The organism is Cognatishimia activa, from assembly GCF_017798205.1.
GTDB lineage: Bacteria > Pseudomonadota > Alphaproteobacteria > Rhodobacterales > Rhodobacteraceae > Cognatishimia > Cognatishimia activa_A.
The window spans coordinates 2,630,349-2,647,861 of record NZ_CP060010.1; the positions used below are offsets into that span (position 1 = coordinate 2,630,349).

A 17,513-nucleotide genomic window follows, 5' to 3' on the forward strand; every position below is an offset into this window, starting at 1 on the left:
GGCAGCTTACTTAGCGACGCTTAGATTACCCGTTTTGCTTTCCACGGCCATCGACCGCATGAACGCGAGAACCGCACTGCGCTGCGTTTGAGGCAGCTTGCGATACAGTTCCATCATTTCGATTGTGTCACGGTCCGACAAGAAGTCCATCTTGTCAACCGGATCCACGGCCACCGTCGCGTCAGTTTCGCGGGCGATACCTTCGAAGAAATAGACGACATCCACGCCCAAACGCTCGGCAATGGCCCAGAGGCGAGAGGCGCTGACGCGGTTGGCACCGGTTTCATACTTTTGAATTTGTTGGAATTTAACGCCAATGGCCTCGCCGAGTTCAGACTGGCTGACGCTCAGGGCGTGACGGCGGGCACGAATGCGCTTGCCAACGAGTACGTCAATCTTATTCATTTCTCACCTGCGGTCTTTATTCAACATCCAAACCGGCACACAGGCGCCGACATGGCAAATCGTAAATTTTTGACAAGCACGGGTGCCGAATTCTGGCAGGCGATTTCGTCGCTTTAAATTATTATGACGCTTCTGCGCTTCCTTGCTTGGTGTGCCGATGCGCGGAGACCGCGCATCAACGTTTCATGTTAATATAGTGTTACTCGTCGTCGTTAACAGGTTCGTCAACGATTGGAGCAGAGTCTTCGTCGTCATCAGACGCGGCAGAGCCGATATCGTCGAACAGTTCGGCGATTTCGAATTCTGCAGCCGCTTCTTCTTCCGCCGCCAGTTCCTGAATGGATTTACCGGACTCTTGCAGTTCGGCTTCTTCCTCAGAGCGGGCAACGTTCAGAGTGATTTCAACGGTCACTTCTGGGTGCAGTTTCACAGCAACATTGTGGAGGCCAAGGTCTTTGATCGGTGCGATCAGAGCGACTTGCTTACGGTCCACAGAGAAACCAGCTTCGGTCGCAACTTCGGCGGCGTCACGTGGGGTGACAGAGCCGTAGAGGGAACCGGCGTCAGACGCGGAGCGAATCACGACGAACTTCTGACCGTCGAGTTTCTCTGCCAGCGCTTCGGCTTCTGCTTTGGTTTCCAGGTTGCGGGCTTCCAGCTGAGCTTTTTGCGCTTCGAAGGAAGCAACGTTGCCTTCAGAAGCAGTCAGCGCCTTGCCTTGTGGCAAGAGGAAGTTGCGGGCGTAGCCAGGTTTTACGTCAACGACGTCACCCATTTGGCCCAGTTTCGCAACGCGTTCGAGAAGGATAACTTGCATGTCAGTCTCTCCTTACTTCACAGCGTATGGCAGCAGCGCGAGGAAGCGGGCGCGTTTGATTGCGCGAGCCAGTTCACGTTGCTTTTTCGCGGAAACCGCAGTGATGCGGGATGGAACGATCTTGCCGCGCTCAGAGATGTAGCGTTGCAGCAGTTTCGTGTCTTTGTAGTCGATCTTTGGCGCATTCTCACCGGAGAATGGGCAGACCTTGCGACGACGGAAAAATGGTTTTGCAGCCATGGTTTAGTGTCCTTTCTTCGCGCAATTAAGAGCGACGTTCGCGGCGCTCGCCACGTTCTTCGCGTTTTTGCATTTGGATGGACGGGCCTTCGGCGTGCTCGTCGACTTTGATCGTCAGAACGCGCATAACATCGTCATGCAGGCGCATCAGGCGTTCCATTTCCTGAACCGCTGGCGCAGGGCTGTCGGTCTTCAGAAAGGCGTAGTGACCTTTGCGGTTCTTGTTGATCTTATAGGCCATTGTTTTAACGCCCCAGTACTCGCTTTCGACGACTTTGCCGCCGTTGTCCGAAAGGACAGTACCGAAGTGCTCAACGAGGCTTTCAGCTTGCGCGTTGGACAGGTCCTGGCGCGAGATAAAGACATGCTCATAAAGTGGCATGTGAGCTCCATTTCATTTCAAGCGCATTTCAAAGGGCGGGATAAAACTCTTTCGCGTCCCACCCACGAGAGACTGCGCGGTTTTTAGATAAGTGCGAAAGATTGCGCGCTATATAGCGAACCCCCCTCGATTCACAAGCATTATCTGATTTGGAAACAGTTAGTTTCCTTATCCAATCGCCCAATTCCTGCCTCAATTCATAGGCAGGGTGCGAAATGTTAACTTCTGTTCTTTCAAGGCGAAGCAGAGATGGCGAATGTCACGGAGTCCCGGCCCCTGAATAGGGTCGTGATGCCCGCCCCAAAATTAAGTGCCCAGTTCTGGGTGCGTTTGCTGGCAGGGAGCTTAGGCACCCTGCTTTGTGCTGTCGGGTCGGCTGTGGCTGTTTTTCCGTTCCCGGGATTGCCAGAAGGGTTTCAACTGGCAAAGTTCACCCTGGGTGTTTTGATTTTCACGACAGGCATCGTTTTTGCCCGAACCGGCAAACGTCCGCCATCCAGCGAGCTACATTTCGATCCAAAGTATGGCGAATTCATCCTAGTACCGGTCGATGCCGGTTGGGAGGCCGCGCAATGCGTGATGTCCACAGACGTGGCGCAAGTAGACGTCAGTGGTAGGCATTTGTCCGTTGCGTCTGAGGATGCGCGACTCTCGATCAACATCGCGATGCAAGATGCCATGTCGGCCAAACAAGTGTCAGAAACCTGTCAATCCCCGTCCAAGGCGGCTTAACAGAATGTGATGTGCGTTTTCGCACATTGGATGTTGTAAAGCTCAGGTTGTTTTCCCTGCGTCATCTTCGATGTTAGAGCCATCTGAAACTGGAGCTAACCCTATGAAATCTCTTATCCTTGCTGCGGGCCTTGCCGCCGCGGCCACGTCTTCTTTTGCCGAAGCCGAAGCCTATAAACTGGACCCATCTCACAGCCAGATCGTGTTCTCGTATAACCACCTCGGGTTCTCGACCACCTATGGCATGTTCTCGGGTTTTGAAGGCGACATTCAGTTCGACCAAGAAGACCCAGCGAAGTCCTCTGTATCTGTTTCTATGCCTGTACGCTCTATGCTGACAGGTTGGGAAGCGCGGTTTGGTCACTTCATGAGTCCAGATTTCTTTGACGCGAGCGAAGACGAAATGGTGTCTTTCGTGTCCACCGGCATCGAAGTGACCGGTGACGACACCGCGCTGATCACCGGTGATCTGACGCTGAACGATGTGACCAAATCTGTTGTTCTGGATGCCAAGCTGAACCAAGCTATGGTGCATCCGATGGCAGGCGTACCGTTCGCTGGCTTTGATGCGACCACAGAGTTGAAGCGTACCGACTTCAACCTCGGCCAGTTCGCGCCATTCGTGGGCGATGAAGTTCAGGTGGTTATTTCCATCGAGGCGATGAAGGCTGAATAAGCCCTTCTTGCTCATTCTAAAAAAGGCCCCCGAGATTTCGGGGGCCTTTTTCGTTTAACGCGCGGCGGTGAAATTGATGTCTATGATCACCGCAAAGCCCAGTGAGCTTTCATCAGGCATGGATTGGCCGACGTTAAAGTCTTGCCGGTTGAGCGTGGTTTGAGCCGAGACCGTGGCCGTGTCGCCCTCGATGGTGAGATCATACGGGAAAGTCACGGGAACCGTTGCGCCTTTGACGGTGAGCGTGCCTTGAGCCATGTGCCCTGCGTCTCCGGCAAGAAGTTCCGCCGAAAAAGTTGCTGTAGGGAAGGTCGTGGCATCAAAGAAGTCAGGCCCCATGGCTTGTTGCGTGACCGATCCCAGCGACAAAGACCCGATTGCGATCTGAACCTCTGCGCTGCCGTGTTTGCGGCCGGTCGGCGTTTCGTTGAAGGCGATGTCTGCGGTCCAATCCGCGAAACTGCCGCGCACGTCAGAGCCGAATTGGCGGATGGTCAGGGCGATCTCTCCGTCTTGGACGGTCCATTCCGACGAGACTTCAGCCAGCGCGGCTTGCTGTGTCTGTTCGGCTTTGGGAGCATCCAATACGCCAATGGTCATCGCGAGCGCCCAAATGCCGAGCGCCGCGAGGAAAGGCAGGCGTGAGTGCTTTTGCGCAGGGGGTGTCGGGGCATCAGACAGACCGGGCATCATGCGGCGCAGCGTGTGGTCTTTGTCGATGATCGCGTGTTTGAGGGCTCCGCCGATGTGTGCGAGGATTGTCAGGGCGAGCACGGGTGTGAGTGTTGTATGTATCGACCCAAAGATCGCCGAGAGCTGCGCGTCCTTAGGGATAAAGGGCAGGGCCTGACCAAAAGGCCACCAGATCGGCGCAAAGCCTTCGGCGGCGGCATGGTGGATCCAGCCGGTCAAAGGGACCAGCAGCATACAGCCGTAAAGTACCCAATGGGCGGTCTCGGCCGCAAAGGCTTCGAGGCGGTGGTCTGCGTTCAACAGGCCGGGGCGTGTCTGGGTCAATGCCCAGAGTATGCGTAAGAGCGCGGTGAAGAAAGCCATCACGCCGACGGTCTTGTGCAAAGAGAACAAGAGCGCTTTGCGGGTCAGCTCGTCGCTCGTGTCAAAAGGCGCGTCATGGGCGAGGATGCCCAGCGGAAAGGCTGTGAAAATCAAAAGGGCGGTCAACCAGTGGAAGGTCTTGGTGACACCGCCATAGGCTCTGTCGGTATTGGTGAGGGCCATTGCATGCTCCTGAATTTGCGAGTTGCGCTGACGTTAGTCGCCCCTACGTCACCCGCCAAGGTGAAACGCCCTCGATTTCCGTGCGGCAAAGCGCAATAGCGTTGCACCTGTGAACAGGGCGGGGTATTGCCATAGAACGCAAAATAAGAGGTCAGAGATGAGCCGAGCATTTGTATTTCCGGGACAAGGGGCGCAGACGATTGGGATGGGGAAGGCCTTGGCCGACGCCTATCCAGAAGCCCGCGCAGTGTTTGATGAGGTCGATGAGGCGCTTGGCGAAAAGCTGAGTGCGCTGATCTGGGGAGGCGAGCAAGAGACGCTCACTTTGACCCAAAACGCCCAGCCCGCACTGATGGCGACATCTCTGGCGGCGATGCGCGCTCTGGAGGCCGAAGGGGTTTCCATTGAGGCTGCGTCCTATGTGGCGGGACACTCGCTTGGGGAATACTCCGCCCTTGCGGCGGCCGGCGCCTTGAGCGTCGCGGACACGGCGCGCCTGTTGCGCACCCGTGGGGAAGCGATGCAAGCCGCCGTGCCTGTGGGCGTTGGCGCGATGGCGGCTCTGTTGGGTCTGGATTTCGCGGGTGCGACTGAGGTTGCCGAAGCCGCGGCGCAGGGCGAAGTTTGTCAGGCGGCCAATGACAATGATCCGGGGCAAGTGGTTGTGTCCGGTCACAAAGCGGCTGTTGAGCGCGCGGTTGAGATCGCTAAGGAAAAGGGTGCGAAACGCGCGGTGTTGCTGCCGGTCTCAGCGCCTTTCCATTGCGCGTTGATGCAGCCAGCAGCGGATGTGATGGCTGAGGCCTTGTCTCATGTGGATATCAACGCGCCGAAGGTTCCGGTTGTGGCCAATGTCGTGGCCTCGTCCGTGAATGATCCGGCAACGATCAGGTCCTTGCTCGTGGAGCAGGTCACAGGCTCGGTTCGTTGGCGCGAATCGGTGAGCTATATGAGCGAAGCCGGTGTAACGGAGATCTATGAGATTGGCGCGGGCAAAGCGCTGTCGGGTATGGTGCGCCGCATTGATCGCGCGATTGCCTGCACGGCGGTGGGCACGCCTGACGACGTGAAGGCTGCAGCAGAGAAATTGGCGTAAGCGCCGAAGGTTTAAGGTTGGGGAAAAACTATGTTTGATTTGACAGGCAAAGCAGCGCTGGTCACTGGCGCTTCTGGTGGCATTGGCGGCGAGATCGCAAAGGCGCTGCATGGCGCAGGGGCCAAGGTCGGCTTGTCCGGCACACGGGTGGAACCGCTTGAGGCGCTGGCGGCAGAGCTGGGCGAGGGCGCCTTTGTGCTGCCCTGTAATCTGGGTGATGCCGCGGCGGTTGCCGAACTGCCAAAGCAAGCGATTGCCGCGATGGGGTCTCTGGATATCCTCGTGAACAACGCAGGCATCACCAAAGATCAGATTTTCATGCGCATGTCTGATGAAGAATGGCAGCAAGTTCTGGATGTTAACCTGACCTCCTCTATGCGTCTGTGTCGCGCTGTGATGCGCCCGATGATGAAGGCGCGTTGGGGTCGGATCATCAACATCAGCTCGATTGTCGGCGCGACCGGCAACCCGGGTCAGGTGAACTATGCGGCCTCTAAGGCGGGTATGGTCGGTATGACCAAATCCATCGCCTATGAGGTGGCGAGCCGTGGGATTACCGCGAACGCTGTGGCTCCGGGGTTCATTGCGACGGCGATGACCGACAAGCTGACCGATGATCAGAAAGAGAAGATCAACGTGCAGATCCCAACGGGCCGTATGGGCACACCAGAGGAAATCGCAGCGGCGGTTTTATACCTAGCAAGCCCTGAAGCGGGCTATGTCACAGGCACGACCTTGCATGTGAACGGCGGTATGGCCATGTTGTAAGCGGAGCCGCACCCGCGGGACGTATTACTGCGGGTGCTGTTTCCTGTCGAAAACGTTTGCCTTGTCGCACACTTGTGCTATAGGCGGCGCAGATTTCCGGGTGGGCCGTTTGGCGCTCCGGTATTCCGGTAAAAATCGGAGTAAAGAGCCGCCCTGTCGGGCACCATCAAATGTCCACTTGGGTGGACGACCAAAGGCCCTAAGGCCTAACTGAACGAGGAATAGTTATGAGCGACGTCGCAGACCGCGTAAAAAAGATTGTTGTTGAGCACCTGGGTGTAGAAGAAGGCAAAGTTGTTGAAGCAGCTTCCTTCATTGACGATCTTGGCGCAGACAGCCTGGACACCGTAGAGCTGGTTATGGCTTTCGAAGAAGAGTTCGGCATCGAGATCCCTGATGACGCAGCTGAAACCATCCAAACTTTCGGCGACGCAGTGAAATTCATCACTGAAGCGTCCTAATCTGAAATTTTCAGATTTTGATCTAGGCCCCTGCCATTTGGCGGGGGCTTTTCTTTTGTTTGTAAGGGTTTGTGGGCGGCTTTACCCCGTTCAGCGCCTTGATATCCCGCATTAGACTTTAGCTTATTTTGCCCGAAATCGCCCTTTTGGCCAATAGAGATCCTCGCCGCGTTGCCGCCACTCAGGGCCATGCAATCAAACGAGGATGACATGATGCAAACGTCTAAATTTCTGGTGAAAAACCTTTCAGTCGCAGCGCTGGTCGCAGGCCTTTCTGTGACGGCAGCCCATGCGGTGGATGTGGTGGACCCTGTGTCTGGTGACACGGTCGAGATTTCTACATTGGACTTCACGACGCTCTCGCGCAGTGACATTCGCGATATTCGTGATCAGCTCAGCGAGCTGGGCTATACGGATGATGAGGCCAAAGAGGCGATTGGCACAGAGATCAGCGCGGATTTCGGGGCTTTGGAAGTGACGGATCCTGAAACCGGCGAGACGGTGACACTGGATGAGATTGACTTTTCCACGCTCTCAGGCAGCGAGGCGCGCGAGATTGCGGCGGAGCTGAGAGAGGCGGGCATTTCCGGCGGCGCGGTGCGCTCTGCGATCCGAAGTGAGCGGCGCGAGGATATTGGTGCGGTTGAAGTGGTGGATCCTGTCACCGGCGAAACCGTGACTATGGCTGAATTGGATCGCTCGGAGCTCAGCGAAGAGGATCGTGAGAATATTCGTGAGCAACTTGAAGACCTGGGTGTCGAAGCCGGTCGCGGTGGTGGCGATGATGAGCGTCCGGGCCGCGGCGGTGATCGCGGAGGCCGCGATGGAGGGCGCGGGGGCGACCGTTAAGACAAGGCACTTGGGAAGATTGACGACGCCAGCGCGGGCCCCAATGGGTCCGCGTATGGTGCTGGAAACGTCAATAAAGCTAGGGTAGGGATAGGCTATGAAACCGCAATTGATCCTATTTTTCTGTTCTTTTCTGGCATGGGCCGGGCCGTCCGTCTCGGAAACGCTTTGGGCGGAAGAGGTGATCGCCGAGCTGGTGGAAGAGGGCTATACGGTGACTGATGTGCGCCGTTCTTGGCTGGGGCGTGTGATCATCACGGCGGAAAATGGTGAGGACCTGCGGGAGGTCGTGTTGAACCGCGCCTCAGGAGACGTCATGCGGGATCGGGTCTTTGCAGGCGCTGCCGAGGGGCGTGAAGGTTTGGAAACTGGTACGCGACCCGAGAGGCCTGAGCGTCCAGAACGCTCCGAGCGACCTGAAGGTGGCGGCGGCGGTGGTGGGCCAAAGCATTGATGCGTGGCAATACCGGAATTTTCACTTGGGCTTTGGTTGCGGTGCAATGCCTCTGTGGGGCCTATTTTCTATGGGAAATCGTGGCATCGATCGCAGGCCTGCCGTCTTTGCCCCTGCGTTGGCAGACGCGCGAATTGGTGGAATTGGGCGCAAGCCTCGGGTTGATCCTTGGGGCTTTGCTGACGGTGCGTTTGCTCTTTGTGGCGCAACGCGCGCGGCAGCGGGCAGATCAGGCGCGGCGGATGACCTCGGGCCAGTTCACTGAGATCGTGGATGGCTATTTCCAGAGGCTCGCCTTTACCGAGGCGGAAACCGATGTGGCCTGGATGCTTTTGAAAGGTCTGAGCACAGCGGAGATTGCCGAGCTGCGCGACACCAAACTGGGTACGGTCAAAGCCCAATGCACAGCGCTTTATCGCAAGGCCGGGGTGAAATCGAAGGGGCAGCTGTTCTCTTTGATTGTTGAAGATCTGCTACTTTGACATCGTCAAACGCTCCCTTAGGGCGGGATTGGATCACAATTTGTCGATTCCAGCGCGCGCGTCTTTTTGATAGGCTTTATGCGGAACTTGGAGTGAGTGTTTTTTGAACCAACCAGGGGCGCGTTATGATTATTTACCCGACGATTGAACTCAAAGACGGCAAATGCGCGACCCTGTATCGGGGGCGTGAGGAAGAAGCGAGCTATTGGCATGTGGATCCGATTGCCACGGTCCAAAGCTTTGTAGAGGCCGGTGCACGTTGGATCCATGTGACGGATTTGGATGCGGTTTTTGGCACGGGCGACAATGCTGAGTTGGTCGAAGAGATCATTCTGAAAGCAGGGGCGTCGGTGCAATTGGGCGGCGGTATTCGTACGCGCGAACATATCGAGAGCTGGATTGATCGTGGTGCCGGGCGCGTGGTCGTGGGCACTTTGGCGGTGCAGGATTCTGCAACGGTCAAAGAGATGGCGATGCGCTATCCGGATCAGATTTCCGTGGCGATTGACGTCTATCAGGGCAAGCTGATGACCGATGGCTGGCGCAATGCCGGCGCACTAGAGCCTGAGGCCTTTGTGACCGCCTATGAGGACGTGCCATTGTCGGGCATCATTGTCACCGATATTGATGCGGATATTGGCGATCAGGACGGCCAGTTGGGCGTGATTTCCGGTGTGGCTGCAGCGACGCGGCATCCGGTTGTGGCGCGCGGAACCGTGCACACGACCGATGACATATCGCGCCTGAAATATGTCTCCAATATTGCGGGCACTTTGGTGGGCAAGGCCTTGTTTGCCAAGGACGTAGATCTGGCAGAAGCGCTCGAGATCGCGCAGCCAGTGCCTGAGCCAAAGGCCGAATTCATCTAAAAAACCGCCAAATAGGCGAAATGCGGCCATCCAGAGGGGTGGCCGTTTGTATTTCTTTTGCTCAAAGCCGCCTTGGCCCTCGGTTTGGCTTGCCCCTTACCCGAAAGCCAAGGTATGACCGTCAAAAGACCAGAGGAAAGGGCAGCAATATGCGTCGTGTCGTCGTCACAGGATTGGGTTTGGTCACACCGTTGGCCAGCGGTGTTGAAGAAAGCTGGAGCCGCATTCTGGATGGTCAATCCGGAGCAGGGCCGATCACGCGGTTTGATGCCTCGGCTGTCACTACGAAATACGCCTGTGAAGTGCCTTTGGGTGATGGCTCTGACGGGACCTTCAATTCTGATGATTGGATGGAACCAAAGGAACGTCGCAAGGTCGATGATTTCATCCTTTACGGCATTGCGGCGGCGCAGATGGCGGTCACTGATGCGGGCTGGACGCCTGAAGACGAAGAGAGCCGCCTGCGCACCGGCGTGATGATTGGCTCGGGTATTGGTGGTCTGAACTCGATTGCCGAGACAGCTGTGATGATCAAAGAGCGTGGCCCGCGGCGCGTGTCTCCGTTCTTTATTCCGGGTGCTCTGATCAACCTGATTTCCGGTCAGGTGTCGATCCGCTTTGGCTTTAAAGGCCCGAACCATTCGGTTGTGACGGCTTGTTCTACGGGCGCGCATGCGATTGGCGATGCGTCTCGTCTGATCAAGAACGGCGATGCGGACGTGATGGTCGCAGGTGGCGCGGAAGCCGCGATCTGTGAGATCGGGATTGCGGGCTTTAACGCCTGTAAGGCTCTGTCTACCAAGCGTGCGGATGATCCACAGGCGGCGAGCCGGCCTTATGATGCGGACCGTGACGGCTTTGTTATGGGCGAGGGCGCGGGTGTTGTTGTCCTTGAGGAATACGAACACGCGAAAGCGCGTGGCGCGACGATCTATGCCGAGGTTCTGGGCTATGGTCTGTCGGGTGACGCGTACCATATCACCGCACCTTCCGAGGACGGTGAGGGTGGCGAGCGCTCTATGCGCGCAGCATTGAAGGACGCGGGGCTCGAGCCTTCTGCGATTGACTACATTAACGCGCATGGCACTTCGACCATGGCTGACAGCATTGAACTGGGTGCGGTGGAACGCATGATGGGCGATGCGGCGGCAAATGCGACCATGTCCTCGACGAAATCCATGACCGGCCACTTGCTGGGGGCCGCAGGCGCGATTGAAGCGATCTTCTCGATCCTTGCGATCCGCGATCAGGTGGCACCTCCGACGATCAACCTCGATAATCCTGCGGTGGAGACCAAGCTGGATCTGGCACCGAATGCCAAGGTAGAGCGCAAGATCGACGTGGCACTGTCGAACTCCTTTGGGTTTGGCGGCACCAACGCCTCGGTTCTCTTCGGAAAGGTCTAATCCATGTGGCGGGCGATTGCGTCTAACGGGTTCACGATGCTGATCGTGGCGCTGTTTCTCTTCGGAGGGGTGATCCTCTGGGGGCAGGCGCAATATACCGCCAAAGGGCCATTGGCTGAGGCTATGTGTCTACGCGTGGCACCGGGTAGCAACATGCGGCGGGTGTCGGATACGCTGGAGAGCCGTGGGGCGTTGAGCAATAGCTCGATTTTCCGCGTGGGTGTGGATTACACCGACAAGGCCAACAAGCTGAAAGCGGGCGCGTTTCTGATCCCGGAAGGCGCGTCTATGGCCGAGATCGCGGATATCGTGACGCGCGGCGGGGCGAGCACCTGCGGTACTGAGGTGGTCTATCGCATCGGTGTGACGCGAGCCGCCGTGCAGGTGCGCGAGATGGATCCGTCGACCAATCGCTTTGCTGAAGTCGTGAGCTTTAATCCGGCCACGGAAGAAGTCCCTGCGGAATATACGCAAGTGCGAGGGCAAGCCGATACGCGCTATCGCGTGGCCTTGGCTGAGGGCGTGACCAGCTGGCAAGTTGTTGAAACGCTTAAGGGAATTGAAGTCCTTAAGGGCGAGGCTGCTGTGCCGCTTGAGGGCGTTCTTGCGCCTGACAGCTATGAAGTCAGCGTGGGTGACACGGTGCAATCCGTGCTCGACCGTATGGAAGCCTCGCAGCAGCGTCTGATTGATGCGGCTTGGGAGAGCCGTGATCCGGATACGCCTCTGACCTCGAAACAGGATCTGCTGATCCTTGCGTCAATTATCGAGAAAGAAACCGCCGTGGCCGAAGAGCGTGGCGTGGTTGCGAGCGTCTTCACGAACCGTCTGAACCGCAGCATTCGTTTGCAGACGGACCCGACGGTAATATATGGGATCACGCAAGGCCAAGGCACCTTGGGCCGTGGTCTGCGCCAAAGCGAGCTGCGTCGGGATACGCCGTGGAACACGTATACGATTGACGGTTTGCCGATCACGCCGATTGCCAACCCGGGCCGCGCGAGCCTTGAGGCGGCGGCCAATCCTGACACTACGGATTTCATCTACTTTGTGGCAGATGGCACTGGTGGCCACGCATTCGCGAAAACTTTGGATGAGCACAATCGCAATGTGGCGGCGTGGCGCAAGATCGAGCGCGAGCGCAACAACAATTAACGCGGTTTACGCCTCGGCGCGTTTCTCGATCTGGTGTTCGTCTTCCACAAGTCCGATTTTCCAATAGCCCGCGATGTAGGCGTCCTTTTTGGGCAGCTGCTTTTCCGTCAACAGGAACGTGCGCAGGGCTTTGACGACGCCTGCTTCTCCGGCGATGCAGGTTTGGACTGTGCCGTCGGGCCAGTCCATGTTGCGGATGAAGTCGACCTGCGCCTTTGAGGGTGTGTGGGCGTCCTCGTGCAGCCTCCAATGGATCTCGACACCCTCTGGCGCGTTGATGGGGTAGCGGTCGTCCTCGGACGGGATCTCGAAGATCGCGATGCCTTTGGCGTCGCGCGGCATGGCTTCGAGGGCCGCAGCGGCGACCGGAAGCGCCGAGGGATCCGCGGCCACGAGGTACCAGTCGGCGTAGAAGTCTTTGACTTTGACGGGACCGGGCCCGGAGAAACCAAGGAATGATCCGGGCTGGGCATTGATCGCCCAAGCAGAGGCCGGGCCATTAGGGCCGTGGTCGACGAAATCGATATCGAGTTCCTGTACCTCTGGGCGATAGGCGCGCACCGTATAGGTTCTGCGGCTTGGGGCTGGGCCGTTCGCAAGACGCTCGACAAAGGCGTCGCGTGCCTCGCCGGGTTCCGGGATCATCAGCTTGCAATTCGCGCCTTCGCGACCTTCGGGGAAGCCTTCGAGTTCTGGACTGGAAAAGGTCACGCGGATCATATGGGGCGTGAGATGCCAAGCTTTCTTGACAGTCAGAACGCGGGGTAACGGTTTTTTCGGCTTTGGCGTGGTCATGGCGGCTCTTAAAGTTGAATAATTTTGTCGGAAATAAGGTGGAGTTACCGAAATTGCAAGAGGAGCGGGTCAATCATCTCGGCTTGGGTCCTTGGGATTGCTGGAAAATAGAGCGATTTTGTTTCCGTCTGGGTCGCGTAGATAGCCGACATAAAAGCGCGGGCCATAGTCGGCGCGAAAGCCCGGTGCGCCTTCGTCAGTGCCTCCGGCAACGAGGGCTGCGGCGTGAAGGGCGCGGACCTGGTCTTGGGAAGGCGCCTCAAAGGCGGTCATGCTGCCGTTGCCTTGGGTAGCGGGGGCATCGTCGAACGGAGGTTTCACGTAGAAGTCGGGTTGGGGGGCTTGGCCTTTGGCAACGGGCAATTCGAAACTGAGGCCTTCAGGGCCTTCGGAAAATGTGTAGCCGAGGGCCGGTAGGAAGGCTGTGTAGAACCGTTTGGAACGTGGGATGTTGTTTGACCCGACGGTGACATAGGCGATCATGAAAGGCTCCTTTGACGTGAGCTTAGGTCAAGCTGGGCGCAGGGGCTATGGGCGTGTTGCGTTTGGTCCGGTGATTTCATTAAGTATCTGTTATAGTGCGAAAATTTGACATGCGTCACGGTCTCTGTTAGGGTTTTCTATGCTGGAGAGATGCATGAACGGCGCCGGGGCTTCCCTTGGCGCCGTTTTTATTTCGCTCGTGTGGAGGGGATGACTTTGCATGAGAGGCGACAGAAATGACGGACAAGAAACCGCCTGATGAGGCAGGACTGGACGCGGAAATCGAGCAGGTTCGGCGCACTATGAGCTATCTGACAGAGCTTTTGGCTTTGATGGAAGACGAGGTCATGGAGGGCGAGCCGGGCGCGATCAGGGAGGCTGCGAAGCTTCTGGGAGAGATCCGCAACTGGTCCAAGCTGGCAATGGAAACGGAGGCACGATTTGAAGAACGCGAGAAACGACGAGAGGGCGTGGTCAACGGCTATGCCCTCGACCTTGAGGAGGCCCGAGCTACGATCGGCTGCCGCATGGCTCGCCTGCGAAGATGTTGCGATGCAGGAAGAGTTTCTGAGTGAGTTTAGTGAGGGAGAGCTGATGGCTCTCCCTTATTTGTTTGAGGTTTGGGCGATGAAGCATCAGCTGCCCCCCGAAGGCGATTGGAAGAGCTGGGTGATTTTGGGCGGTCGCGGCGCGGGCAAGACGCGGGCTGGATCGGAATGGGCGCGGTCGATGGTCGAGGGGGCTGGGCCCTTGGATCAGGGGATCGCGCGGCGAGTGGCTTTGGTCGGCGAGACGATGGATCAGGCGCGCGAGGTGATGGTCTTTGGCGAAAGCGGGATCTTGGCTTGTTCACCGCCGGATCGACGTCCGAAATGGCATGCCTCGCGCAAGATGCTCGAATGGCCCAATGGGGCCGTGGCGCAGGTATTTTCGGCCTTTGATCCAGAAAGCCTGAGGGGGCCTCAGTTTGATGCCTGCTGGGTGGATGAGCTGGCGAAATGGCCCAAGGCGCGGGAAACCTGGGATATGGTGCAGTTTGGTTTGAGGCTGGGGGATCATCCGCGGCAGGTGGTGACGACGACGCCGCGGAATATGCCTGTTTTAAAAGAGATTTTGGCACTTGAGAGCACGGTGATGACGCATGCTGCGACCGAGGCGAATGCGGCGAATTTGGCGGCGAGTTTTCTGACGGAAGTGCGTGCGCGCTATGCGGGGACGTCTTTGGGGCGGCAGGAGTTGGATGGTGAATTGCTGGAGGACGTTGAGGGAGCTTTGTGGTCGCGGGAGACTTTGGAAGGCGCGCGGGTGGATGTGCCTGGGCCATTGTCTCGGATTGTCGTGGCTGTTGATCCGCCAGTTTCGTCTGGGGCGAAGGCGGATACCTGTGGGATTGTGGTCGTTGGGGGCATGACCGAGGGGCCGCCAAGTGAGTGGCGGGCGGTCGTGCTTGAGGATTCGTCTGTGCAGGGGCTGTCTCCGGTGGGCTGGGCTGAGGCCGCGATTGCTGCAATGGAGCGTTGGGAGGCGGATCTGATGGTGGCTGAGGTCAATCAGGGCGGCGAGTTGGTGCAGTCTGTTGTCCGGCAGGTGGATCCTTTGGTGGCGTTTAAGGCGGTGCATGCGCGGGTTGGGAAATCAGCGCGGGCGGAGCCGGTGGCGGCGCTCTATGAGCAAGGCCGGGTGAAACATCTGAACGGGATAGGTCATCTTGAGGATCAGATGTGTTTGATGACCGTGGCAGGGTTTCAGGGGCAGGGGTCTCCGGATCGGGTGGATGCTTTGGTTTGGGGGCTGCATGAGGTGATCTTGGCGGCGAGTAAAGCTTACAAGCGGCCAGCGGTGCGGGCGTTGTAAGGTCGGAACTTGAGTATTTGGGGCAAGATGAAGCGGGCTTTTTCTCTTGCCGCAAATATCCCCGCCGGAGGCATCCTGTCTGTTGCGCTTGGTGCGGGCGTACATGTGGGGCGGTGTTAAGGGCAGTTTGAGAAAGTGATCCTCGTCAAAGACAGCGAGGGTTTTTCGATGTTTGAATTTCTACGCCGCAAAGCGCCAGAGCAGAAGTCGAGCGCGACTGCGCCGATGGTGGCTTATGCGAGTGGTGGGCGCGTGGCCTGGTCCGCACGGGATGTGGTGTCGCTGACCAAGACGGGGTTTGCGGGCAATCCGGTGGGGTATCGCTGTGTGAAGATGATTGCCGAGGCAGCCTCGGCGTTGCCGTTGGTGCTGGATGGGTCGGTCGGTGATTTTGCAGTTCATCCGGTGATGGACCTCCTCGCGCGGCCGAATATGGCGCAGGGGCGGGCGGAATTGCTTGAGGCTTTGTATGCTCAGCTTTTGCTGGCTGGGGACGGGTATGTTGAGGCCGTTGGGGCTGAGGGGCTGCCTGCAGAGCTACATGTTTTGCGGAGTGACCGGATGCGTGTGGTGCCGGGCGCGGATGGGTGGCCCGCGGCTTATGAATATAGCGTTGGTGGGCGTAAGCATCGGTTTGATGCCTCTGCGGGGCGCGTGTTGCATGTCCGGAATTTTCATCCGCAGGATGATCATTACGGGTTTTCTCCGCTGCAGGCGGCGGCGGTGGCGATTGATGTGCATGGGGCGGCAAGCCGTTGGTCCAAGGCGCTTTTGGACAACGCGGCGCGGCCATCAGGGGCGATTGTTTATTCGTCGAGCGATGGGCAAGGGTCTTTGACCAGCGATCAATATGATCGCCTGGTCGGCGAGATGGAGGCGCATCATCAAGGCGCGCGGAATGCGGGGCGGCCGATGCTCTTGGAGGGCGGGTTGGATTGGAAACCTATGGGGTTTTCACCGTCCGATATGGAGTTTCAGAAAACCAAAGAAGCGGCGGCACGAGAGATTGCTTTGGCGTTCGGGGTACCTCCGATGCTGTTGGGGATCCCGGGGGATGCGACTTATGCGAACTATCAGGAGGCGCATCGGGCGTTTTTCCGGTTGACGGTTTTACCTTTGGCGACGCGGGTTTTGGCGCGCTTAGGTGTTTGGTTGTCGGAGATGGCGAGCGATCCCGTGCCGTTGCGGCCTGATTTGGATCAGGTGACGGCGCTGAGTGCGGAGCGGGATGCGCAATGGGCGCGGGTGATGGCTGCGGATTTTCTAAGTGAGGCTGAGAAACGGCGGATTTTGGGACTGCCTGAGGCGCAAGATGGGTGAGCGGATTGGGTTTGAGGCTTTTGAGTGTGCACCCGCGTTGCGGCTTGAGGCGCATGAGAGGGTATGCGCCGGTGCATCTGCGCGCGCGGGTGTCTGGCGGCGATGTGAATGTGTCTTGGATCCGGCAAACCCGAATTGACGGAGATCGCTGGGATCTGGGCGATGTTCCCCTCGGCGAAGAAAGTGAAACCTATGAGCTGTGTGTTTCGGTCGACGGTCAGCTTGTGCGGCAAGAAACACTCAGCGCTGCGACTTGGTCCTACACGGCGGCGGCTCAGGCGTTGGACAATGCCGAGGGGCTGGTGACCTTCGACGTGGCGCAGGTTTCGGCGCGGTTTGGGGCAGGGCGCAGGGCCTCGGTTTCAATTGGGCTTTGACCCGTGCGATCCGTGATGATCGGAGACCTTATGGCCTTGGCGCGTGGCATTGCATCTCTCCCCGCGCCGGACCGTGCCTTTGCCTGTCAGACCGCGTTTGAGCGCGCACATGTGGCCGACAAATACCGCAAGCGGTTTGGGCGTTTGCATCCCAAATGGGGCAATGGCAGCGTTATGGGTTTTGCGATGCTGGCCTATAGAACCAGAACGCAGGACGATCTGAGCGATCCCGCCTATTGCGACGCCTTTGCTTGTGCGCTGGATGCCTTAAAGACTTGGCGCCTTAGCCAGTCGCGCAGGACATGCATTTCAGAACCGCCGGATTGAGTTTGAGCCGCGCGTCTGGGATGTCTTCGCCGCAGTCCTGACAATAGCCATAGTCGTCGTCTTCCATGCGTTTCAGAGCGGCGTTCAGCGCTTTTACCTGTATTTCCCGCTGGGCCTGAGTGGCTTTTGCCATGGCCTGCGATTGCAATGCATCCATGCGCGAGAGCCGCCCGACGGCCTGTTGATCCAGCTCGACCACCGCCTGACCGTCACGCCCCAAACGATCCTGCTCTTCCAATTCGGCAAGCTTTTGGAGAATGATTTCCCTAATTTCGGCCTCTGCACTTGCATTCATAGGCGTGATCCTGTCCACAACACTATTGAAT

24 protein-coding genes are annotated in these 17,513 nt (G+C 57.8%); 16 read left to right on the forward strand and 8 right to left on the reverse strand.

Features of this window, described 5'->3' with window-relative positions; translation table 11 throughout:
* Positions 1-6: 6 nt before the first annotated feature.
* The 4 genes from HZ995_RS12920 to rpsF form a co-directional block, all read right to left on the reverse strand.
* Positions 7-405 carry a helix-turn-helix domain-containing protein gene (locus HZ995_RS12920; protein ID WP_209356067.1) on the reverse strand — a complete coding sequence of 133 codons (399 nt, stop codon included), beginning with the start codon at positions 403-405 and terminating at the stop codon, positions 7-9.
* A 199-nt stretch (positions 406-604) separates the two neighbouring features.
* Entirely contained in the window at positions 605-1,222 is a 618-nt protein-coding gene (gene rplI / locus HZ995_RS12925) for a 50S ribosomal protein L9 (RefSeq protein ID WP_209356068.1), read from the reverse strand.
* A 12-nt stretch (positions 1,223-1,234) separates the two neighbouring features.
* Positions 1,235-1,462, reverse strand: a complete 228-nt coding sequence (gene rpsR / locus HZ995_RS12930) for a 30S ribosomal protein S18 (protein ID WP_009805008.1) — start codon at positions 1,460-1,462, stop codon at positions 1,235-1,237.
* 25 nt (positions 1,463-1,487) lie between these two features.
* Positions 1,488-1,844 carry a 30S ribosomal protein S6 gene (gene rpsF, locus HZ995_RS12935; protein ID WP_209356070.1) on the reverse strand — a complete coding sequence of 119 codons (357 nt, stop codon included), beginning with the start codon at positions 1,842-1,844 and terminating at the stop codon, positions 1,488-1,490.
* Between the two features lie 291 nt (positions 1,845-2,135).
* Here rpsF and HZ995_RS12940 point away from each other — a divergent pair, with 291 nt between their 5' ends.
* Positions 2,136-2,576, forward strand: a complete 441-nt coding sequence (locus tag HZ995_RS12940; protein WP_209356071.1) for a hypothetical protein — start codon at positions 2,136-2,138, stop codon at positions 2,574-2,576.
* Between the two features lie 103 nt (positions 2,577-2,679).
* On the forward strand, positions 2,680-3,252 hold the full coding sequence (locus tag HZ995_RS12945) for a YceI family protein (protein ID WP_209356073.1): 573 nt from the start codon (positions 2,680-2,682) through the stop codon (positions 3,250-3,252).
* Positions 3,253-3,306: 54 nt separating this feature from the next.
* On the opposite strand, the gene HZ995_RS12950 is transcribed toward HZ995_RS12945, so the two are convergent.
* Complete coding sequence (locus HZ995_RS12950) at positions 3,307-4,491, reverse strand: cytochrome b/b6 domain-containing protein (RefSeq protein WP_209356074.1); 1,185 nt, start codon at positions 4,489-4,491, stop codon at positions 3,307-3,309.
* Between the two features lie 157 nt (positions 4,492-4,648).
* On the opposite strand from HZ995_RS12950, the gene fabD reads away from it, so the two are divergent.
* The 9 genes from fabD to mltG all read left to right on the forward strand — a co-directional run bounded on the left by fabD (position 4,649) and on the right by mltG (position 12,031).
* Complete coding sequence (gene fabD, locus HZ995_RS12955) at positions 4,649-5,587, forward strand: ACP S-malonyltransferase (protein ID WP_209356076.1); 939 nt, start codon at positions 4,649-4,651, stop codon at positions 5,585-5,587.
* A 30-nt stretch (positions 5,588-5,617) separates the two neighbouring features.
* Positions 5,618-6,355 carry a 3-oxoacyl-[acyl-carrier-protein] reductase gene (gene fabG, locus HZ995_RS12960; protein WP_209356077.1) on the forward strand — a complete coding sequence of 246 codons (738 nt, stop codon included), beginning with the start codon at positions 5,618-5,620 and terminating at the stop codon, positions 6,353-6,355.
* Between the two features lie 227 nt (positions 6,356-6,582).
* Positions 6,583-6,816, forward strand: a complete 234-nt coding sequence (locus HZ995_RS12965) for an acyl carrier protein (protein ID WP_209356079.1) — start codon at positions 6,583-6,585, stop codon at positions 6,814-6,816.
* Positions 6,817-7,026: 210 nt separating this feature from the next.
* A complete protein-coding gene (locus HZ995_RS12970) occupies positions 7,027-7,665 on the forward strand; it encodes a hypothetical protein (RefSeq protein ID WP_209356080.1) in 639 nt (212 codons plus the stop codon).
* A 97-nt stretch (positions 7,666-7,762) separates the two neighbouring features.
* On the forward strand, positions 7,763-8,119 hold the full coding sequence (locus HZ995_RS12975) for a hypothetical protein (protein WP_209356081.1): 357 nt from the start codon (positions 7,763-7,765) through the stop codon (positions 8,117-8,119).
* Positions 8,119-8,601: a helix-turn-helix transcriptional regulator gene (locus HZ995_RS12980; RefSeq protein ID WP_209356083.1), complete on the forward strand. Its 483-nt coding sequence runs from the start codon at positions 8,119-8,121 to the stop codon at positions 8,599-8,601. Before HZ995_RS12975 ends, HZ995_RS12980 begins: the two co-directional genes overlap by 1 nt.
* A 125-nt stretch (positions 8,602-8,726) precedes the next feature.
* The gene (locus HZ995_RS12985) at positions 8,727-9,470 is read left to right on the forward strand and encodes a HisA/HisF-related TIM barrel protein (protein ID WP_209356084.1); all 744 of its coding nucleotides are present in this window, start codon (positions 8,727-8,729) and stop codon (positions 9,468-9,470) included.
* 149 nt (positions 9,471-9,619) lie between these two features.
* Positions 9,620-10,876 (forward strand): beta-ketoacyl-ACP synthase II, encoded by a 1,257-nt coding sequence (fabF, locus tag HZ995_RS12990; protein WP_209356085.1) that lies wholly within the window; start codon positions 9,620-9,622, stop codon positions 10,874-10,876.
* Between the two features lie 3 nt (positions 10,877-10,879).
* Positions 10,880-12,031 carry an endolytic transglycosylase MltG gene (gene mltG, locus HZ995_RS12995; RefSeq protein WP_209356087.1) on the forward strand — a complete coding sequence of 384 codons (1,152 nt, stop codon included), beginning with the start codon at positions 10,880-10,882 and terminating at the stop codon, positions 12,029-12,031.
* A gap of 6 nt (positions 12,032-12,037) precedes the next feature.
* Here mltG and HZ995_RS13000 read toward each other — a convergent pair whose 3' ends face one another.
* Both HZ995_RS13000 and HZ995_RS13005 read right to left on the reverse strand, forming a co-directional pair.
* Complete coding sequence (locus tag HZ995_RS13000) at positions 12,038-12,826, reverse strand: siderophore-interacting protein (protein ID WP_209356088.1); 789 nt, start codon at positions 12,824-12,826, stop codon at positions 12,038-12,040.
* A gap of 69 nt (positions 12,827-12,895) precedes the next feature.
* Positions 12,896-13,309 (reverse strand): VOC family protein, encoded by a 414-nt coding sequence (locus HZ995_RS13005; RefSeq protein ID WP_209356089.1) that lies wholly within the window; start codon positions 13,307-13,309, stop codon positions 12,896-12,898.
* 236 nt (positions 13,310-13,545) lie between these two features.
* On the opposite strand from HZ995_RS13005, the gene HZ995_RS13010 reads away from it, so the two are divergent.
* The 5 genes from HZ995_RS13010 (at position 13,546) to HZ995_RS13030 (ending at position 17,187) form a co-directional block, all read left to right on the forward strand.
* Positions 13,546-13,884, forward strand: a complete 339-nt coding sequence (locus tag HZ995_RS13010) for a hypothetical protein (RefSeq protein ID WP_209356091.1) — start codon at positions 13,546-13,548, stop codon at positions 13,882-13,884.
* Positions 13,862-15,163: a DNA-packaging protein gene (locus HZ995_RS13015; RefSeq protein WP_245168668.1), complete on the forward strand. Its 1,302-nt coding sequence runs from the start codon at positions 13,862-13,864 to the stop codon at positions 15,161-15,163. Before HZ995_RS13010 ends, HZ995_RS13015 begins: the two co-directional genes overlap by 23 nt.
* 168 nt (positions 15,164-15,331) lie before the next feature.
* Complete coding sequence (locus HZ995_RS13020) at positions 15,332-16,483, forward strand: phage portal protein (protein WP_209356093.1); 1,152 nt, start codon at positions 15,332-15,334, stop codon at positions 16,481-16,483.
* 53 nt (positions 16,484-16,536) lie between these two features.
* Entirely contained in the window at positions 16,537-16,860 is a 324-nt protein-coding gene (locus HZ995_RS13025; RefSeq protein WP_209356094.1) for a hypothetical protein, read from the forward strand.
* A 15-nt stretch (positions 16,861-16,875) separates the two neighbouring features.
* A complete protein-coding gene (locus HZ995_RS13030; RefSeq protein WP_209356096.1) occupies positions 16,876-17,187 on the forward strand; it encodes a hypothetical protein in 312 nt (103 codons plus the stop codon).
* On the opposite strand, the gene HZ995_RS13035 is transcribed toward HZ995_RS13030, so the two are convergent.
* A complete protein-coding gene (locus HZ995_RS13035) occupies positions 17,144-17,482 on the reverse strand; it encodes a TraR/DksA family transcriptional regulator (protein WP_209356097.1) in 339 nt (112 codons plus the stop codon). The genes HZ995_RS13030 and HZ995_RS13035 overlap by 44 nt on opposite strands.
* Positions 17,483-17,513: the final 31 nt, after the last annotated feature.

Bases quoted from the DNA above. Each gene is read 5' to 3' on its own strand.
- HZ995_RS12920 (WP_209356067.1), bottom strand. From the start codon at position 405: ATGAATAAGATTGACGTACTCGTTGGCAAGCGCATTCGTGCCCGCCGT.
- rplI (WP_209356068.1), bottom strand. From the start codon at position 1,222: ATGCAAGTTATCCTTCTCGAACGCGTTGCGAAACTGGGCCAAATGGGT.
- rpsR (WP_009805008.1), bottom strand. From the start codon at position 1,462: ATGGCTGCAAAACCATTTTTCCGTCGTCGCAAGGTCTGCCCATTCTCC.
- rpsF (WP_209356070.1), bottom strand. From the start codon at position 1,844: ATGCCACTTTATGAGCATGTCTTTATCTCGCGCCAGGACCTGTCCAAC.
- HZ995_RS12940 (WP_209356071.1), top strand. From the start codon at position 2,136: ATGCCCGCCCCAAAATTAAGTGCCCAGTTCTGGGTGCGTTTGCTGGCA.
- HZ995_RS12945 (WP_209356073.1), top strand. From the start codon at position 2,680: ATGAAATCTCTTATCCTTGCTGCGGGCCTTGCCGCCGCGGCCACGTCT.
- HZ995_RS12950 (WP_209356074.1), bottom strand. From the start codon at position 4,491: ATGGCCCTCACCAATACCGACAGAGCCTATGGCGGTGTCACCAAGACC.
- fabD (WP_209356076.1), top strand. From the start codon at position 4,649: ATGAGCCGAGCATTTGTATTTCCGGGACAAGGGGCGCAGACGATTGGG.
- fabG (WP_209356077.1), top strand. From the start codon at position 5,618: ATGTTTGATTTGACAGGCAAAGCAGCGCTGGTCACTGGCGCTTCTGGT.
- HZ995_RS12965 (WP_209356079.1), top strand. From the start codon at position 6,583: ATGAGCGACGTCGCAGACCGCGTAAAAAAGATTGTTGTTGAGCACCTG.
- HZ995_RS12970 (WP_209356080.1), top strand. From the start codon at position 7,027: ATGATGCAAACGTCTAAATTTCTGGTGAAAAACCTTTCAGTCGCAGCG.
- HZ995_RS12975 (WP_209356081.1), top strand. From the start codon at position 7,763: ATGAAACCGCAATTGATCCTATTTTTCTGTTCTTTTCTGGCATGGGCC.
- HZ995_RS12980 (WP_209356083.1), top strand. From the start codon at position 8,119: ATGCGTGGCAATACCGGAATTTTCACTTGGGCTTTGGTTGCGGTGCAA.
- HZ995_RS12985 (WP_209356084.1), top strand. From the start codon at position 8,727: ATGATTATTTACCCGACGATTGAACTCAAAGACGGCAAATGCGCGACC.
- fabF (WP_209356085.1), top strand. From the start codon at position 9,620: ATGCGTCGTGTCGTCGTCACAGGATTGGGTTTGGTCACACCGTTGGCC.
- mltG (WP_209356087.1), top strand. From the start codon at position 10,880: ATGTGGCGGGCGATTGCGTCTAACGGGTTCACGATGCTGATCGTGGCG.
- HZ995_RS13000 (WP_209356088.1), bottom strand. From the start codon at position 12,826: ATGACCACGCCAAAGCCGAAAAAACCGTTACCCCGCGTTCTGACTGTC.
- HZ995_RS13005 (WP_209356089.1), bottom strand. From the start codon at position 13,309: ATGATCGCCTATGTCACCGTCGGGTCAAACAACATCCCACGTTCCAAA.
- HZ995_RS13010 (WP_209356091.1), top strand. From the start codon at position 13,546: ATGACGGACAAGAAACCGCCTGATGAGGCAGGACTGGACGCGGAAATC.
- HZ995_RS13015 (WP_245168668.1), top strand. From the start codon at position 13,862: ATGCAGGAAGAGTTTCTGAGTGAGTTTAGTGAGGGAGAGCTGATGGCT.
- HZ995_RS13020 (WP_209356093.1), top strand. From the start codon at position 15,332: ATGTTTGAATTTCTACGCCGCAAAGCGCCAGAGCAGAAGTCGAGCGCG.
- HZ995_RS13025 (WP_209356094.1), top strand. From the start codon at position 16,537: ATGAGAGGGTATGCGCCGGTGCATCTGCGCGCGCGGGTGTCTGGCGGC.
- HZ995_RS13030 (WP_209356096.1), top strand. From the start codon at position 16,876: ATGATCGGAGACCTTATGGCCTTGGCGCGTGGCATTGCATCTCTCCCC.
- HZ995_RS13035 (WP_209356097.1), bottom strand. From the start codon at position 17,482: ATGAATGCAAGTGCAGAGGCCGAAATTAGGGAAATCATTCTCCAAAAG.